The organism is Streptomyces sp. NBC_01317 (genome assembly GCF_035961655.1).
Taxonomy (GTDB): domain Bacteria; phylum Actinomycetota; class Actinomycetes; order Streptomycetales; family Streptomycetaceae; genus Streptomyces.
Window position 1 is genome coordinate 5,046,798 of the sequence record NZ_CP108393.1, and the last position, 15,182, is coordinate 5,061,979.

Here is a 15,182-nt window from a genome sequence, read left to right on the forward strand (position 1 = left end):
GTCACTCACCTGTGCTCCTGGTTGTCGTGGCCCCCGTGGACCCCGTTGTCGTGGACCTCGTCGCCGCCACGTTCCCGGCGGCGTACTGCTTCTCCATCGCCGACGCGACCAGCGCGGCCACGTCCTCCTGCTCCAGACCGTCCCCGGCCGCCCTCGACATCCACGCCACCAGCTCCGCGTACAGCGCCGAGTCGGTGCCCGTCTCGGGGCGGCCCAGCGTGCGGCGTACGAACGTGCCCTGGCCCGGTCGCGGTTCGACCAGGCCCTCGCGCTCCAGCTCGCGGTACGCCTTGAGGGTGGTGTTCGGGTTGACCGTGCTGGTCGCGGCGACCTCCTTGGCGGTGGGCAGCCGGTCACCCGGCACGAGTACGCCCAGCCGCAGGGCCTGCTTGGTCTGCTGCACGATCTGCTGGAAGGCGGGGACCCCGCTCCGCCTGTCGATGCGGTACTCCACGCTCACCACCATTCCACTACTTGATTAGTGGAATGATGATGGAGGGGTGCGAGGGCGGTTGTCAATGCCGACCGGGGACGAGGAGAAGCGCGTGGGAGGTCGTGGCGCGGATGGATCAGTGTGGCCACGCCTGGAAGCGACCGACCGGCGCCCGGCTCTGGTGCGGGAGGTGCGTTCGGCGGCATGATCACCGGACCACCGGCCGGACGGGCCGGGTGGCCGGACGGAGTGAGTGGCATGCGACAGGTGGATCAGCCGGAGGCGGGACGGACCGGGGCGGGCCCTTCAACGGCTGGGGAGGTGCCGCCCGGTGTCCGGCGGTTCGACGGGTACGGCGTGCTGATCACCGGCGCCGGCCGGGGCATCGGCGCGGCCACCGCACGCCGGCTGACCGCCGAGGGCGCCCGCGTCCTCGTCACCGACCTGGACGAGCAGCGGGCGCGGGCCACGGCCGAGTCCCTCCCCGGCGCCCTCGCGTACCGCTGCGACGTCGCCGACCGTACCGAGATCGAGGCGGCGGTCGCGTACGCCGTGGAGCACTTCGGCTCCCTCGACGTCCTGGTCAACAACGCGTACGCCTGCGCACCCGACGCCCCGCTCTTCGAGGACGAGCCGGACGACGTCTGGGCCAGGGACCTCGACATCACCCTGACCGGGGCGTTCCGCTGCGCGCGGGCCGCGCTGCCGCACCTGGCGGCCTCGGGGCGCGGCGCGATCGTCTCCATCGGCTCCGTCAACGGCGAGCAGGACTTCGGCAACCACGCCTACAGCGCGGCCAAGGCGGGCCTCGCGAGCCTCACCCGTACCCTCGCGGGACACGCCGCCCCCCGAGGGGTACGGGTGAACCTCGTCGCCCCCGGCACCATCCGCACGGAGGGCTGGGCGGGCCGCGAGGACGCGCTGGACCGCGCGGCCGCGCACTACCCGGCGGGCCGGGTGGGCACCCCGGGGGACATCGCGTCGGCGGTGGCGTTCCTCGCGTCCGCGGACGCGGCGTGGATCACCGGCGTGACGCTCCCGGTGGACGGCGGCATCCTGACGAGCAACCTGGGCCTGCGACGTGCCCTCGGGGGCGAGGACTGAGCCGGGTCGTCCGGTACGCGGCGGCCGCGACGGCCACCTGCCGCCGCGCCGCCCTCACGCGTCCCCGTACCGTTTCCCCATGCCCGAACTCCAGCGCCTGCGCCCCGACCACGCCCCGGCCCTCCTCGCGTTCGAGCGCGGGAACCGGGCCTACTTCGCCGCGTCGGTGACGGATCGCGGCGACGCGTACTTCGCGCACTTCGACGCCCGCCACGACGCGCTGCTCGCGGAACAGGCCGCCGGGCTCTGCCACTTCCACCTGCTGGTGGAGCGCGGGGGAGAGGTGGTGGGGCGCGTCAACCTGGTGGACGTGGCGGACGGTTCCGCCGAACTGGGGTTCCGGATCGCCGAGAAGGCCGCGGGGAGAGGGCTGGCGACCGTCGCCGTCCGCCGGATCTTCACCCTCGCCGCCACGGAGTACGGATTGACCTCCCTGCGCGCGGGCGCGGCGCGCGACAACCTCGCGTCGCGGGCCGTCCTGACCCGCACCGGGTTCACCCCTACGGGCGAGAGCGTCCTGGGCGGGAGGCCGGGGATCACGTACGTACGGGAGCTGGTGCGCGCGCCCCGTACGTGAGCCGGACAAATGCGGTCCGGGGCTCTCACGTATGCAGCATCAGACCGATCCCCACCACCATCAGCCCCGCCGCCGCGATCCTCGGCGTGCCGAAGCGCTCCTTGAAGAACACCGCCCCTATCGCCGCCCCCACGATGATCGACGACTCCCGCAGCGCCGCGATCGGGGCCAGCGCCGCCCGGGTCTGGGCCCAGAGGACCAGCCCGTACGCCATGACCGACAGGAAGCCGCCCAGCAGGCCCAGCGCGGCGTGCGGGCGGAGTTGGGGGAGAAGGACGCGGGCGCCGCGCACGTGGAGCGCGTACGCCGGGATCAGGACGCCCTCCAGGATCATCAGCCACGCGAGGTAGCTGACCGCCGAACCCGAGTTCCGTACCCCCACCCCGTCCACGACGGTGTACGCGGCGATCGACAGGCCCGTCGCCAGCGCCGCCACCAGCGCGGGCCAGTGGGGCTTGGTGCGCGAGCCCTTGATGCCCCACAGGGCCACCCCCACGAGTCCCGCCGACGCCACCGCCACCCCCGCCGCCTGCCAGGCGTCGAGCTTCTCGCCCACGAAGAGCGCGGCCAGCACGGTGACCACCAGCGGCGCCGTACCGCGCGCGATCGGGTACATCTGGCCGAAGTCCCCGAGGCTGAACGACCGCATCAGCAGCGCCTGGTAGGCGATGTGCAGCGCCGCCGAGACGAGGAGGTACGGCCAGGCCGCCGCGTGCGGCAGCGGGGCGAAGCAGGCGGCCACCGCGCCGAGCGCCGCGCCGCCCCCGGCGATCAGGGTGAAGGCGAGGAGCTGGTCGCGGATGGTGTGCGCGATGGCGTTCCAGGTCGCGTGGGTGAGCGCGGCCACCAGGACCGCCAGGGCGACGAGCGGAGTCACGCCTTGCGCTCGCGGACGTCCACCAGGGTGCCGCCGGCGTGGGCCACCAGGGACGCGGGGTCCATCGGGAAGACGGTGTGCGGGGTGCCCGCCGCCGCCCACACCAGGGCGTGGTCGAGCAGGCCCCGGTCGGCGAGGACGGTTGTCTTCGTACGGTGGCCGAAGGGCGGGATGCCGCCGATGGCGTACCCGGTGGTCTCCCGTACCCGATCGGCGTTCGCCCGGGTGACGGCCACGGCGCCCAACTCCTGCCGTACCCGCTCCAGATCGACCCGGGAGGCGCCGTCCATCAGCACCAGGACCGGGACCCCGTCGGCCTCGAAGACCAGGGACTTCACGATCTCGTCCAGCGCGCAGCCGACCGCCGCCGCGGCTTCGGCGGCGGTGCGGGTGGCGTCGGGGAAGCGGCGGATCTCCCCGGCCAGGTGGCCGAGGCCCAGCTCGCGCAGGGCCTCGGCGAAGCGGGGGTGAGCGGCGGAGGCGGGTGCCGCGGTGGTGGGTGCCGCGGTGTGAGGTGCCATGGCGCCGGGTGCCGTGGTGTCGGGTTCGTTCATGGCTGGCACGCTAGTCGGCGGGGTACGGGCTCCGCGAACCGCTTTCGCGCCCGCGACCGGCGTGCTGCCGGCTCACCCTGCCCCCAGCACCGCCGCCACCACCGGCCCCGCCGCGTCCGCCCCGTGTCCGCCGGACTGGACCACCGCCGCGGCCGACAGGTCGTCCTGGTAGCCGGTGAACCAGCTGTTGGAGTCGGCCTGGTTGTCGACCTCGGCGGAGCCGGTCTTCGCGCCCTTGTCACCGCCGAGCCCCGACATCGCCTGCGTCGCCGTGCCGTACGAACTCGTCGCGGTCAGCCGCATCAGGTACCGCAGGTTCTGCGACACGGCGGACGGCAGCGAGCGCCGCGCGTAGGCGATCTGCCGGTCGTCCAGCGTCTTGGACACGATGACCGGCTGCCGGAAGGTGCCGTTCTTCGCGGTGGCCGTGATCGACGCCAGGTTGAGCACATTCATCTGCACCGTGCCCTGCCCGATGTACTGCGCCGCCGCCTCGCCGCCCGCCGCGGCCGGCACGCTGCCGTCGAACGACGTCACGCCCGTCTGCCAGTTGAGCCCGATCCCGAAGACCTCCTGGGCCTCCTTGCTCAGCGCCGCGTCGTCGTGGGTGTCGTCGATGAAGTGGATGAAGCCGGTGTTGCACGAGCGGGCGAAGCTCTGCGCGAAGGTGCCGCCCGGGATCGAGAACCCCTCAAGATTGGTGAACGTACGCCCCTGGTACAGCACATCGGGGGAGCAGTCCGCCGCTCCGTCCGGGGAGACGAGGCCCTTCTCCATCAGCATCGCGGCCGTCAGGATCTTGAGCGTGGAGCCGGGCGCCTGCTTGCCGAGCATCGCCGCGTTCCAGCCGTCGCTCCGGTTGTTGGCGACCGCGATGATCTCGCCCGTACTCGGCTTCACGGCCGCGACCGACGCCTCGCTGAACTTCTTCACCGCCGTCTCCGCCGCCGCCTGGACGGTCGCGTCCAGCGTCGTCCGCAGCTTGCCCGTCCTGCCCTTCGCCAGCGTGAGCAGCGTCCGGTTGGGCGTGGTGGCGTCGTCGCTGCTCAGCGACAGCTCGATGCCGGGCGTGCCGCCCGCGTCCTCGCCGTACTTCTTGCGCAGCTCGTCCAGGATGCTCGCGAGCGACGGGTACTTCTCCGCCGTCAGCGCCGTCCCGTTGCGGTCGACCGCCTCGATCGGCGGGACGGACGCCTCACCCGTGACCAGCGACGTGGTCGCGGTCAGCTGGGGGTGGATCACGCTCGGCGCCCAGTCGACGAGCGGCTTGCCGGTGGTCAGGCCGCGCACCACCGTCAGCTCGGAGCTGTACGACCAGGGCTTGCTCTTGCCGTCGAACGTGACCGTGGCCTTGACGGTGTACGGCACCTTCGCGCCGACCGGGGTCCCGGGGGTGATGACGGCGGAGGCGACGTGCGCCGTGTCCCGGTAGTCGGTGAGCACCGACTGGGCCTCGGCGGCGTTGTTGGTCAACTGCGCGGCGGCGGCCGGGTCCTTGCCGCTCGCCCACGCGGCGAGGAAGCCCTTGGCCGCCGTGTCGATCTCCTCGGCGCTCAGCGGTCCGGTCTTGACCTCCTCGGACTGCGAGGTGGTGGTCGTGCCGTCCGTCCCGCTGTCGCCGAGCCCGTTGTAGACGTTGACCGCCCCGTACCCCACCCCACCGACAACCACGGCGAACACCCCGCCGACGATGGCCACTTTCGCTCCGCTGCGCATCCTGCTGTCCCCTCCCCCGGGCCTCCTTTGAACATGTTCAAGGAGGCAGTCGGGGGAACTCTACGGGACAGGTGTGACAGATCGGCCGGGTGTTATCGGACTGCGACGATGACATTCGGGCGGCGTACGGTCGACATTCGGGCGGTGTACGGATGACGTACGGGTGCCCCGTACCCCCGGCGTCGACGGTCCCACCTACGCGGGCGCCATCCGCAGATCCAGTTTGAGCAGGGCGTTCTCGACCAGCTCCGGCATCGCCGGATGGATCCAGTACTGACCGCGCGCCATCGTGCGCGCGTCGAGGCCGAAGTGCATGGCCTGGATGACCGGCTGGATCAGGGTGGGCGCCTCGGGGCCGATGAGGTGGGCGCCGAGGAGCAGGCCGGTGATCGGGTCGGCGAGGAGTTTGACGAAGCCGGTGGTGTCCTCCATCGCCCAGCCGTACGCGATGTCCGCGTACGCGTGTGTCGCGCTGACGTACTCGATCCCGGCCGCGCGCGCCTGGTCCTCGGTCAGGCCGACCGAGGCGATCTTCGGCGCGGAGAACACGGCGTGCGGCACGTACCGGTGGTCGGACTCGATGGGGGCGCCCGGGTTCAGCAGGTTGTGCTGCACGACCCGCGCCTCGTGGTTGGCGACGTGCTTGAGCTGGTACGGGGAGCTGATGTCGCCCAGCGCCCAGACGCCCTCCACGGACGTGGCCTGGGTGCTGTCGGCGTACACCCGCCCGTCGTCGGTGAGCTTGAGCCCGCCCGCGGCGGCGTCGATCAGGTCGGTGTTGGGGACGCGGCCGGTGGCGACGAGGAGTTCCTCGGCCTCGATGGTCTCGGGCCCCTCGGGCCCGTCCACGTACACCCGTACAAGACTCCCCTCCCGCTCCACACGCGACGCGGTCCGGTCCATGCGCAGATCCCAGCGCTGCCCGGCAAGGTCGGTGAAGCGGCGGGCGATGTCGGTGTCCTCGTGGCGCAGCAGCAGGTCCGAGCGCCCGATGACGGTGATCTCGACGCCGAGGGCGGAGAAGACGTGCGCCAGCTCGACGCCCACGAACCCCGTGCCCATGATGATCATGCGCGGGGGCAGTTCGTCCAGGCGCATCACGGTGTCGCTGGTGAGGTAACCGGAGGTGTCGATCCCCGGCAGCGCGGGGACGGCGGGCCGGCTCCCGGCGGCGACGACGACCCGGTCGGCGGTGACGGCCTCGGGACCGGCGGCGGTCTCGACCACCAACTCCCGTACGCCGGTGAAGCGGGCGGTCCCCTTGAGGAGCGTGACGTTGGGGCTGCCCTCGGCGCGATAGCGCTCACCACCGGCCGCGATGGGGTCGATCCGGCCGAAGATCCGGTCCCGGATCTCGCCCCACCGCACGCCGCGCAGCTCCAGATCCACCCCGAGCCGTGCCGAACCGGCGGGCGTACGGGCGGTGTCGGCGGCGTGCACGAACATCTTCGTCGGAATGCACCCGACGTTCAGACACGTCCCTCCGTACACGGAGTCGGGCCCGATGCCCTTCTCCACGATCGCCACGTCCCACTCGGCGAACCGCTCGTCCACGATCGAGTTACCGGAACCGGAACCGATGATGACGAGGTCGTAATGGCGCATCCGCTGATCCGTCCTTGCTGTTCGTAACACTGCTACAGACTTTCCGAAGTCTCTCCCGCCCCCAGGCCGGGCACCACCCCCTCGGCCCCCCGGCCCCCCGTACCACGCCCGTACCACCCCCGGACCACCGACAAGGAGCACCAGGCCGTGATGAACGTCGAGATCTCCCCGCGCTTACGCGAGGCAGCCACCGAACTGGGGGCGGGGGTCCCCTACGCCCTGAAGGTCCTGGCCGGCCGGCTGGCAGAGGAGCCGGAGCTGGGCCGGCCCATGGGTCCGCCGGGCGTCCTCACCGTGATGGTGGACGGTGACCTGTTCGAGGAATGCCCTACCTTGGCGGTCGACTACCTCCGGGGGCCGGACAGGATCGAGATACGCCACGCGACCGCGACCCACGGCGCCGGTCCGGCCGCACGCGCCCGGCCCCGGGACCAGCCGGAGGACCCGGCGGCGGAAGCGCTCACCGTACGAGAGGTCAAGGACGCCTGGCAGCGCGTGACCCACTGGCTCCGGCGCCACGCCCCCGCCTCCCACGCGGCCCTCCGCCCCGGCGCCGACCCTACGACCCTCACCGCCCTGGAACACCACCTCGGCACCCCGATACCCCCCGCGCTGCGTGCCCTGTGGTCCCTGACGGCGGGCGACGACGGGGTAGGCGGCCGGGGATGCCTGCCGGGCAACCGGGCCCTGATGACCTTGGACGCCGTGGCCGAGTCGTACCGGCACCGCATGGACACCACCCGGGCCCATCGCCCGGAATACGACCGGTTCACCGCGTGGAGGGCCACCTGGATTCCGGTGGTCTCCCTGTCCCCGGCCGACAGCACGTCGGGCCTGTACCTGGACACCGAGACCGGCTTCCTGGGCGGCTGGTCCCGCTACGACGAACCCCCGGCCGACGAACTCGACACCCTGGTCACGTACTTGGAAGAGGCGGCCGACATGCTCCAGGCCCCGGCCCTGGCGACGAGGGACAGGCCGGGCCTGAGGGACGGGGCGCTGGTGTGGGGCGGGGAGGAGGACGACTGGCACCCCTTGACGGATTGACGCCCCACAAGACAAGAGGGGCGGCCGCTCACGCACCGGCCGCTCACGCACCGGCCCCTTCGCCGCCCGGCGCTCGGACATCTCCGCCATGACGGCGGACGTTCCGGCGCAGACGACGGCGCCCAGGGCGAAACCCACGACGACCGGGTTGACGTAACCGGGAATGGCGTCGGCGGCGAAGCTTCCGCCGTCCGTCGTCTCGCAGGTGAAGCGGAGGGTACGTAGTCGATGACTCGCGACGCGCGCTCCCACTGCCCCGGCGTCCGGCAGGGCAAGAGCGGCGAGGAGCCGGCGCCCTCGTCCTCCGCGCCCGCCCGAGCCCGCCGAAGCCGTACCCGGCAAACCCGAAGGCGGTGACCAGACCGGCCGGATGAGCAGCAGAAGCACCATCCGCAGAGTGCACCAGCCCACCCCCACGCGGAATGTGACGGACCACACAATTCCGGCAACAGGCCTGTCACACTCCCCGCGCCCGCCGTGGCCCGTGTCCGGGGCGAGACGGTCCTACGATCCTGATCATGACGACTCCCGCCTGCTACGCGTGCGCCCAGGAATCGCGGTTCGACGAACTCCCCGCACGGGAGCGCGTCGCCTTCGACCAGCACTGGCGGGTGGCCCACGCGTTCAACACCGCGTTGCCCGGCTGGCTGGTGCTGCTGCCCCGCCGCCATGTCACCGCTGTCCACGACCTCACCGACACCGAGGCCGCGTCACTGGGCACCTGGCAGGTCAAGCTCTCCCGGGCCCTGCGCGCCGCGACCGGATGCGCCAAGACCTACGTCGTCCAGTTCGCCGAAGCCGAAGGCTTCGCCCACGTGCACTTCCACATCGTGCCGCGCCCGGCGGACCTGCCCCCTGAGCACCGTGGACCAGGCGTTTTCGGAATGCTCCAACTCCCGAAGGAGCAACAGGTGACGCCCGACCGGGCAGACCACCTTGCCCACTCGCTCCGCCCCCACCTCGACACCTGAGCCCGAACCGCACGGCTCCGGCAGCGGCCGGCCGGAATCACGTTCGCCCCCGGCGCGCGGTGTGCGGGGACGTGCGCGGGGACAGCTACACCCACGTGTCGAACCACATCCGGTTCCGCCACGAGTCCACCGGGATCGACGTCCCCGTGTACAGCGGCCAGAAGTAGATGAAGTTCCAGACGATCAGCAGGACCAGCACGCCCGCGCCCACCGCGCCGATCGTGCGGCGGCGTTCGTCCGAGCCCGGTGGGCCCGCCATCGCGCCGATCATCATCGCGACCGCCAGGCACAGGAACGGGACGAAGATGACCGCGTAGAAGAGGAAGATCGTGCGTTCCTGGTAGTGGAACCACGGCAGCCAGCCCGCCGCCACCGCGCACGCGATCGCGCCCGCCCGCCAGTCGCGGCGGAAGATCCACCGCCACAGCAGGAAGAGCAGGGCGAACGCCGCCGTCCACCACAGCAGCGGCGTCCCCAGCGCCAGGACCTCGCGGGCGCACTTGCCCGTCGTCGTCGCCGGGCAGCCGTCCGTGCCGGCCGTCGGGGACTCGTAGAAGTACGAGACGGGCCGGCCCAGGACGATCCAGCTCCACGGGTTCGACTGGTACGTGTGGCCCGAGGTCAGGTTCGTGTGGAACTGGAAGACCTCGTACTCGTAGTGCCACAGGCTCCGGAGCGGGTCCGGCAGCCACGTGAAGTGCCCGCCCTTGCCCTCGCCCTTGGTCGCCCAGTCCCGGAAGTAGCCGTCGTCCGTGACGAACCAGCCCGTCCACGACGCCAGATACGTCGCCACCGCCACCGGCACCGTCGACACGAAGGCGGGCAGGATGTCCCGCAGGATCACAGCCCGGTACGGACGTACGGCACCGGCCGTGCGGCGCGCGCCCACGTCCCACAGGACCGTCATGATCGCGAAGGCGACCAGGACGTACAGACCGCTCCACTTCGTCCCGATCGCCAGCCCGATCATCACCCCGGCCGCGAGCCGCCAGGGCCGCCAGCCCAGCCGGAGGTTCTCCGCGATCCTGACGTCCGGGCGCAGGACACCCTCCGCGTCCTCGGGCAGCGCGGCGGCCAGCTTGCGCCGGGCCCAGTCGCGGTCGATCAGCAGGCATCCGAACGCGGCCAGTACGAAGAACATCAGGATCAGGTCGAGCAGTGCCGTACGGCTCATGACGAAGTGCAGGCCGTCGACGGTCAGCAGCGCCCCCGCCAGGCACCCCAGGAACGTCGAACGGAACAGCCGCCGCCCGATCCGGCAGAGCAGCAGCACCGACAGCGTGCCGAGCACCGCCACCATGAAACGCCAGCCGAACGGGTTGAGGCCGAACATCTCCTCCCCGAGCCCGATGACCCACTTGCCCACCGGCGGATGCACGACATAGCCGGGATCCGACGGCACCGTCACGGAGGACGGGTCGGCCAGGATCAGCTTGTCGACGTCCTTGACCTTCCAGTTGCCCTCGTACCCCTGGTGCATGAGGGCCCAGGCGTCCTTGGCGTAGTACGTCTCGTCGAATATCACCGCCTTGGGTGACCCCAGGTGCCAGAACCGCAGCAGCCCCGCCACCAGCGTGATCAGCAGCGGCCCGCCCCACGCCGACCAGCGCGTCAGCCGCGCCGCCAGGACGGGCGGGCACGCGAGCACGGCCCACAGCCGCTCGGAGGGCTCGGTGTACGGCGGCACCAGCCGCTCGCGCAGCCCGATCACCGGCCGGGGAACATGGCCGAATCGGCGCAGCCGCTGGGGCCATGAGGGCGGCTTGTCGCCGGCGTCGGGCCCGTGGAGGGCTTCTGGCGCAGTACTGGTCACCGCGCCATCGTAGGGAACGCCGCTGTGAGTGGTGCGCGTCGCGCCCTGCGAGGATGACGGATGTGAACGGAACGCAGGCAACGCCGGGACCGAACGAGCCGCATGAAGCGTACGAATCTCATCCATTGAGTGCGTCGCACGAAGATCACGAAGATGACGACGGGGTGGGAGAGGGATTGGGAGACGGGCCGGGCGAGAGCGACGACGACCTCCCCCTGGAACCCGGCGCCTACGCCACCCGCCCCACCGGCGGCGTCCTCGTCCTCGCCGGCACCCCGATCGGCGATTTCGGCGACGCCCCGCCCCGGCTCACCGCCGAGCTGGAGACCGCCGATGTCATCGCCGCCGAGGACACCCGCCGGCTGCGCCGCCTCACCCAGGCGCTCGGCGTGCAGCCCCGTGGCCGGATCGTGTCCTACTTCGAGGCCAACGAGTCGGCCAGGACCCCGGATCTGGTCGACGCCCTGTCCGGTGGCGCGCGGGTGCTGCTCGTCACGGACGCGGGCATGCCGTCCGTCTCCGACCCCGGCTACCGGCTGGTGGCCGCCGCGGTCGAGCGCGACATCCGGGTCACCGCCGTACCAGGACCATCCGCCGTCCTGACCGCGCTCGCCCTCTCCGGCCTGCCCGTCGACCGCTTCTGCTTCGAGGGGTTCCTGCCCCGTAAGGCGGGCGAACGCCTCACCCGGCTCCGGGAAGCCGCCGGCGAGCGCCGCACCCTCGTCTACTTCGAGGCCCCGCACCGGCTGGACGACAGCCTCGCCGCGATGGCGGAGGTCTTCGGCGCCGACCGCAGGGCCGCCGTGTGCCGCGAGCTGACCAAGACGTACGAGGAGATCAGGCGCGGCGGTCTCGGCGAACTGGCCGCCTGGGCGGCGGAGGGGGTACGGGGCGAGATCACCGTCGTCGTCGAGGGCGCGTCGGCGCCGGGGGCCGGGGACCTGGCCCCGGAGGAGCTGGTGCGCAGGGTGCTGGTGAGGGAGGAGGCGGGCGAGCGGCGCAAGGAGGCGATCGCCGCCGTGGCCACCGAGGCGGGGCTGCCCAAGCGCGAGGTGTTCGACGCCGTGGTCGCGGCGAAGAACGCCGCTCGGGAAGGTAAAGGACGATCGTGAATTGCAAAGCGCGGACCGGGTGCCGGGCCATTTGGGCATGAGTAGGCCAAGACCGCTCCATTAATCGACAGGGCCTGGTGCGCTCCCGCCGTAATAGGCGTCCACTGGAGAAGTGGAGAGGAGCTGGCATGACTGAGATTACGGGCGCCGCTGTCGCGCACGAGGCATATGCGTTCTGTTGCATGCGCTGTGGTCATGGGTGGGAACAGGCCTATGACATAGAGCACCACGTCGACGGCACGGGCCACAATTTCGTCGTATACAAGGCCGGCGGAGTGCGGGTCCCTTCCCCGCTCTCCAGCCCGTCGTGCAGCAACTGCGGGGGACACGTCGTACGGATCATGAGGTCCGGGCAGGTGTCGTCGGTGAGGGCACTGGCGATGCAGCACTACGAGCCCGCGAGGACGACCAGGGCGGCCAGGAACGGCAGGGCCGGGAAGGCGTCGAAGGCGGACAAGAACGGGAAGATACCCGTGCGGGACGACGGGTCGGAGCCGGGGGACGGGGGCACGGGGAGGCCCGTCCACCACTGGCACCTGTCGGACCTGCTGCACCCGTTCCATCACCGCAGGTGAACCGACGTGGCCGAGTGACCCCGAACCCGGGTGATCACCGCACGTGAACCCGTGGGCGCGGTCCTCTCGTAGGATCGCGCCCATGAGTTCGAAACAGGCCGCGCCACCGTTGCCCGAGCCCCTCCGGGTGCCGGTCGCGGATTCGCACACCCACCTGGACATGCAGGACAGCACGGTCGAGGACGCCCTGAAGAAGGCCGCCTCGGTCGGTGTGGCGACTGTGGTCCAGGTGGGGTGCGACCTCAAGGGGTCCCGGTGGGCCGCCGAGACGGCAGCCGCGTACGAGAACGTCCACGCGGCGGTGGCCCTGCACCCCAACGAAGCCCCCCGGATCGTGCTCGGCGACCCCGACGGGTGGTCGCGCCAGGGCGCGCGCCCCGGAGGCGGCGACGCGGCGCTGGACGACGCGCTGGCGGAGATCGACCGGCTGGCCGCGCTGCCCCACGTACGGGCCGTCGGCGAGACCGGTCTCGACTATTTCCGGACAGGCCCGGACGGCGTCGCCGCGCAGGAGCGGTCGTTCCGCGCCCACATCGAGATGGCCAAACGGCACGGCAAGGCGCTGGTCATCCACGACCGCGAGGCGCACGCGGATGTGCTGCGCATCCTGGCCGAAGAAGGTGCGCCGGAGCGTACGGTCTTCCATTGTTATTCGGGTGACGCGGAAATGGCCGAAATTTGTTCGGCCGCCGGTTACTTCCTGTCTTTCGCAGGCAATGTGACATTCAAAAACGCTCAGCCGTTGCGTGACGCGCTCACAGTAGCGCCATTGGAACGTGTCCTTGTCGAGACAGATGCGCCTTTTCTCACACCGGCGCCCTACCGGGGCCGGCCGAATGCGCCGTATCTGATTCCGGTCACTTTGCGCGCGATGGCTGAGGTGCGTGGGATCGGAGAGGACATGTTGGCGGAGGCGATCGCGCGCAATACGGCGCAGGCGTTCGGTTACGGGTTGTCCTGAGGGGTCCGCAGTGCTTCCCGGCTCCCGGGAGGCCGCCGCGCGCAGGGTAGCGTCACGACGCTGAGTGGTCGAGTCGCTTTGGAGAGTGACCGAAGCTCCGCTAGTGTCCCGGCCGCACCGTCGATCGCGGCGGGGCCGACCGGATCCTCTGGAGCGTCGTGAGCAATGCGCAAGGCAGTCACCGGGCCGCACGCGGCGGGCACCGCGGTGCCAGGGCCGTGGAAACGGCCGAGCCGGCCGAGGTGGTGGAGATCCTGGACCTGAGACGGGTCGCGCCGGTGCTGCCGTACGGGGGAGAGGCGCCGTACGGCGGCGGGTACGAGGCGCAGGCCCCGTGCGAGACGCGGTACGAGGCGCCCGAGGCGTACGACACCCTTGACGGGTACGGCACCCCTGACGGGTACGGCACCCCTGACGGCACCCATGACGCGTACGCCCCGAACGCCCCGTACAGCACGCATGACCCCTACAGCGCCCCCTCCGCCGGCCCCGACGTGTACGCCCCCGTGCCCGCCCCCACCCCCGGCCGCCACTCCTCCCACCGCCGCAGACGCCCCGCACCGCCGCCCCCGCGCCTCCCGCAGGACGAACACCCCCAAGCGGCCCCCGACCGTCTCCCGGCCGGGAACCGTCTCACCGGCGGGAACCACCTCCCCGCCGGGAATCTCCGCCGCCTCGTCCCCCAGGCCCTCGTCGTCGCCTTCCTCGCCGGCGGCACCTCCGCCTTCGTCGCCAACGACAAGGCCGTCGAACTCAGCGTCGACGGCGTCCCGCGCACCATGCACACCTTCGCCGACAACGTCGCGGAGCTGCTGGCCGACGAGGGCGTCACCGTCGGCGCGCACGACATCATCGCCCCCGCGCCCGGCGCCGAGCTGGCCAGCGGCGACGAGGTCGTCGTCCGCTACGGCCGCCCCGTCCTGCTCACCCTCGACGGCCACCGCCGCCAGGTGTGGACGACGGCCCGCACGGTCGACGGAGCCCTGCGCCAGCTGGGCGTACGGGCGGAAGGCGCGTTCCTGTCCGTCTCGCGCTCGTCCTCGATCGCCCGGCACGGCCTGGCCCTCGACGTACGGACCGAACGCGCCGTGACCTTCATGGCAGACGGCCGCGAGCGCACGATCCGTACCAACGCGGCGACCGTCGGCGAGGCCCTCGCCCAGGCCGGCATCACCCTGCGCGGCCAGGACACCACCTCCGTCGCGCGCGACAGCTTCCCGCGCGACGGCCAGACGGTCACGGTGCTGCGCATCACCGGCCGCGAGGAGGTACGCGAGGAGGCGATCCCGTACGACACCGTGACGACCCGGGACGCCTCGCTCTTCAAGGGCACGGAGGTCGTGGACCGGCAGGGACGGCAGGGGGCGCGCCGGGTCACGTACGCGCTGCGGACCGTCAACGGCGTACGGCAGAAGCCCCGCAGGCTCCACGACGAGATCGTCCGCGAGCCGGTCACCCAGCGGGTCAGGGTCGGTACGAAGGAGATGCCGACGTCCGTCGCGGGCGCGGACGGCCTGAACTGGAGCGGGCTGGCCGCCTGCGAGTCGGGCGGACGCCCGGGGGCGGTCGACGCGTCGGGGAACTACGGCGGGCTCTACCAGTTCGACACGGGGACCTGGCAGGCGCTGGGCGGCAGCGGGCGCCCGCAGGACGCCCCGGCGGCGGAGCAGACGTTCCGCGCGAAGAAGCTGTACGTGCAGCGGGGCGCGAGCCCGTGGCCGCACTGCGGCCGGAGGCTCACGGGGTGACGGCGGTGACGGGGTGACGGCGGTGACGGGGCGGCGGGGCGGCGGGCTGACGGGCGGAGGGGCCGACGGGGACGACAGGGGCGACAGGG

At 71.9% G+C, this 15,182-nt stretch carries 14 protein-coding genes; 8 read left to right on the forward strand and 6 right to left on the reverse strand.

Annotated features, from left to right (window positions below; translation table 11 throughout):
• Position 1 precedes the first annotated feature (1 nt).
• On the reverse strand, positions 2-466 hold the full coding sequence (locus tag OG349_RS21885) for a GntR family transcriptional regulator (protein ID WP_327236220.1): 465 nt from the start codon (positions 464-466) through the stop codon (positions 2-4).
• A gap of 225 nt (positions 467-691) precedes the next feature.
• Between OG349_RS21885 and OG349_RS21890 the strand changes: the two genes are divergently transcribed.
• Complete coding sequence (locus OG349_RS21890; protein ID WP_327236221.1) at positions 692-1,537, forward strand: SDR family NAD(P)-dependent oxidoreductase; 846 nt, start codon at positions 692-694, stop codon at positions 1,535-1,537.
• Positions 1,538-1,616: 79 nt separating this feature from the next.
• Entirely contained in the window at positions 1,617-2,114 is a 498-nt protein-coding gene (locus OG349_RS21895) for a GNAT family N-acetyltransferase (protein WP_327236222.1), read from the forward strand.
• A 25-nt stretch (positions 2,115-2,139) separates the two neighbouring features.
• Here the strand turns inward: OG349_RS21895 and OG349_RS21900 are convergent, their stop codons facing one another.
• From OG349_RS21900 to OG349_RS21915, 4 genes are all read right to left on the reverse strand, one after another.
• Positions 2,140-2,991 (reverse strand): DMT family transporter, encoded by an 852-nt coding sequence (locus tag OG349_RS21900; protein WP_327236223.1) that lies wholly within the window; start codon positions 2,989-2,991, stop codon positions 2,140-2,142.
• Positions 2,988-3,512 carry a YbaK/EbsC family protein gene (locus tag OG349_RS21905; protein ID WP_327238661.1) on the reverse strand — a complete coding sequence of 175 codons (525 nt, stop codon included), beginning with the start codon at positions 3,510-3,512 and terminating at the stop codon, positions 2,988-2,990. Before OG349_RS21905 ends, OG349_RS21900 begins: the two co-directional genes overlap by 4 nt.
• 105 nt (positions 3,513-3,617) lie before the next feature.
• Positions 3,618-5,261: a penicillin-binding transpeptidase domain-containing protein gene (locus tag OG349_RS21910; protein WP_327236224.1), complete on the reverse strand. Its 1,644-nt coding sequence runs from the start codon at positions 5,259-5,261 to the stop codon at positions 3,618-3,620.
• A gap of 195 nt (positions 5,262-5,456) precedes the next feature.
• Complete coding sequence (locus OG349_RS21915; RefSeq protein ID WP_327236225.1) at positions 5,457-6,866, reverse strand: mycothione reductase; 1,410 nt, start codon at positions 6,864-6,866, stop codon at positions 5,457-5,459.
• A 150-nt stretch (positions 6,867-7,016) separates the two neighbouring features.
• Here OG349_RS21915 and OG349_RS21920 point away from each other — a divergent pair, with 150 nt between their 5' ends.
• Together OG349_RS21920 and OG349_RS21925 are read left to right on the forward strand one after the other, a co-directional pair.
• Complete coding sequence (locus tag OG349_RS21920) at positions 7,017-7,913, forward strand: hypothetical protein (protein ID WP_327236226.1); 897 nt, start codon at positions 7,017-7,019, stop codon at positions 7,911-7,913.
• A gap of 518 nt (positions 7,914-8,431) precedes the next feature.
• Positions 8,432-8,884 carry an HIT family protein gene (locus tag OG349_RS21925; protein ID WP_327236227.1) on the forward strand — a complete coding sequence of 151 codons (453 nt, stop codon included), beginning with the start codon at positions 8,432-8,434 and terminating at the stop codon, positions 8,882-8,884.
• A gap of 85 nt (positions 8,885-8,969) precedes the next feature.
• On the opposite strand, the gene OG349_RS21930 is transcribed toward OG349_RS21925, so the two are convergent.
• A complete protein-coding gene (locus tag OG349_RS21930) occupies positions 8,970-10,697 on the reverse strand; it encodes a dolichyl-phosphate-mannose--protein mannosyltransferase (protein WP_327236228.1) in 1,728 nt (575 codons plus the stop codon).
• 215 nt (positions 10,698-10,912) lie between these two features.
• Here OG349_RS21930 and rsmI point away from each other — a divergent pair, with 215 nt between their 5' ends.
• The 4 genes from rsmI (at position 10,913) to OG349_RS21950 (ending at position 15,093) form a co-directional block, all read left to right on the forward strand.
• Entirely contained in the window at positions 10,913-11,809 is an 897-nt protein-coding gene (gene rsmI / locus OG349_RS21935) for a 16S rRNA (cytidine(1402)-2'-O)-methyltransferase (protein WP_327238662.1), read from the forward strand.
• A 128-nt stretch (positions 11,810-11,937) separates the two neighbouring features.
• The gene (locus OG349_RS21940; RefSeq protein ID WP_327236229.1) at positions 11,938-12,384 is read left to right on the forward strand and encodes a hypothetical protein; all 447 of its coding nucleotides are present in this window, start codon (positions 11,938-11,940) and stop codon (positions 12,382-12,384) included.
• An 82-nt stretch (positions 12,385-12,466) separates the two neighbouring features.
• Positions 12,467-13,345 carry a TatD family hydrolase gene (locus OG349_RS21945; RefSeq protein ID WP_327236230.1) on the forward strand — a complete coding sequence of 293 codons (879 nt, stop codon included), beginning with the start codon at positions 12,467-12,469 and terminating at the stop codon, positions 13,343-13,345.
• A 506-nt stretch (positions 13,346-13,851) separates the two neighbouring features.
• The gene (locus OG349_RS21950; protein WP_442806407.1) at positions 13,852-15,093 is read left to right on the forward strand and encodes a ubiquitin-like domain-containing protein; all 1,242 of its coding nucleotides are present in this window, start codon (positions 13,852-13,854) and stop codon (positions 15,091-15,093) included.
• The last annotated feature ends 89 nt before the right edge of the window (positions 15,094-15,182 follow it).

Bases quoted from the DNA above. Each gene is read 5' to 3' on its own strand.
- OG349_RS21885 (WP_327236220.1), bottom strand. From the start codon at position 466: ATGGTGGTGAGCGTGGAGTACCGCATCGACAGGCGGAGCGGGGTCCCC.
- OG349_RS21890 (WP_327236221.1), top strand. From the start codon at position 692: ATGCGACAGGTGGATCAGCCGGAGGCGGGACGGACCGGGGCGGGCCCT.
- OG349_RS21895 (WP_327236222.1), top strand. From the start codon at position 1,617: ATGCCCGAACTCCAGCGCCTGCGCCCCGACCACGCCCCGGCCCTCCTC.
- OG349_RS21905 (WP_327238661.1), bottom strand. From the start codon at position 3,512: ATGGCACCTCACACCGCGGCACCCACCACCGCGGCACCCGCCTCCGCC.
- OG349_RS21910 (WP_327236224.1), bottom strand. From the start codon at position 5,261: ATGCGCAGCGGAGCGAAAGTGGCCATCGTCGGCGGGGTGTTCGCCGTG.
- OG349_RS21915 (WP_327236225.1), bottom strand. From the start codon at position 6,866: ATGCGCCATTACGACCTCGTCATCATCGGTTCCGGTTCCGGTAACTCG.
- OG349_RS21920 (WP_327236226.1), top strand. From the start codon at position 7,017: ATGAACGTCGAGATCTCCCCGCGCTTACGCGAGGCAGCCACCGAACTG.
- OG349_RS21925 (WP_327236227.1), top strand. From the start codon at position 8,432: ATGACGACTCCCGCCTGCTACGCGTGCGCCCAGGAATCGCGGTTCGAC.
- OG349_RS21940 (WP_327236229.1), top strand. From the start codon at position 11,938: ATGACTGAGATTACGGGCGCCGCTGTCGCGCACGAGGCATATGCGTTC.
- OG349_RS21945 (WP_327236230.1), top strand. From the start codon at position 12,467: ATGAGTTCGAAACAGGCCGCGCCACCGTTGCCCGAGCCCCTCCGGGTG.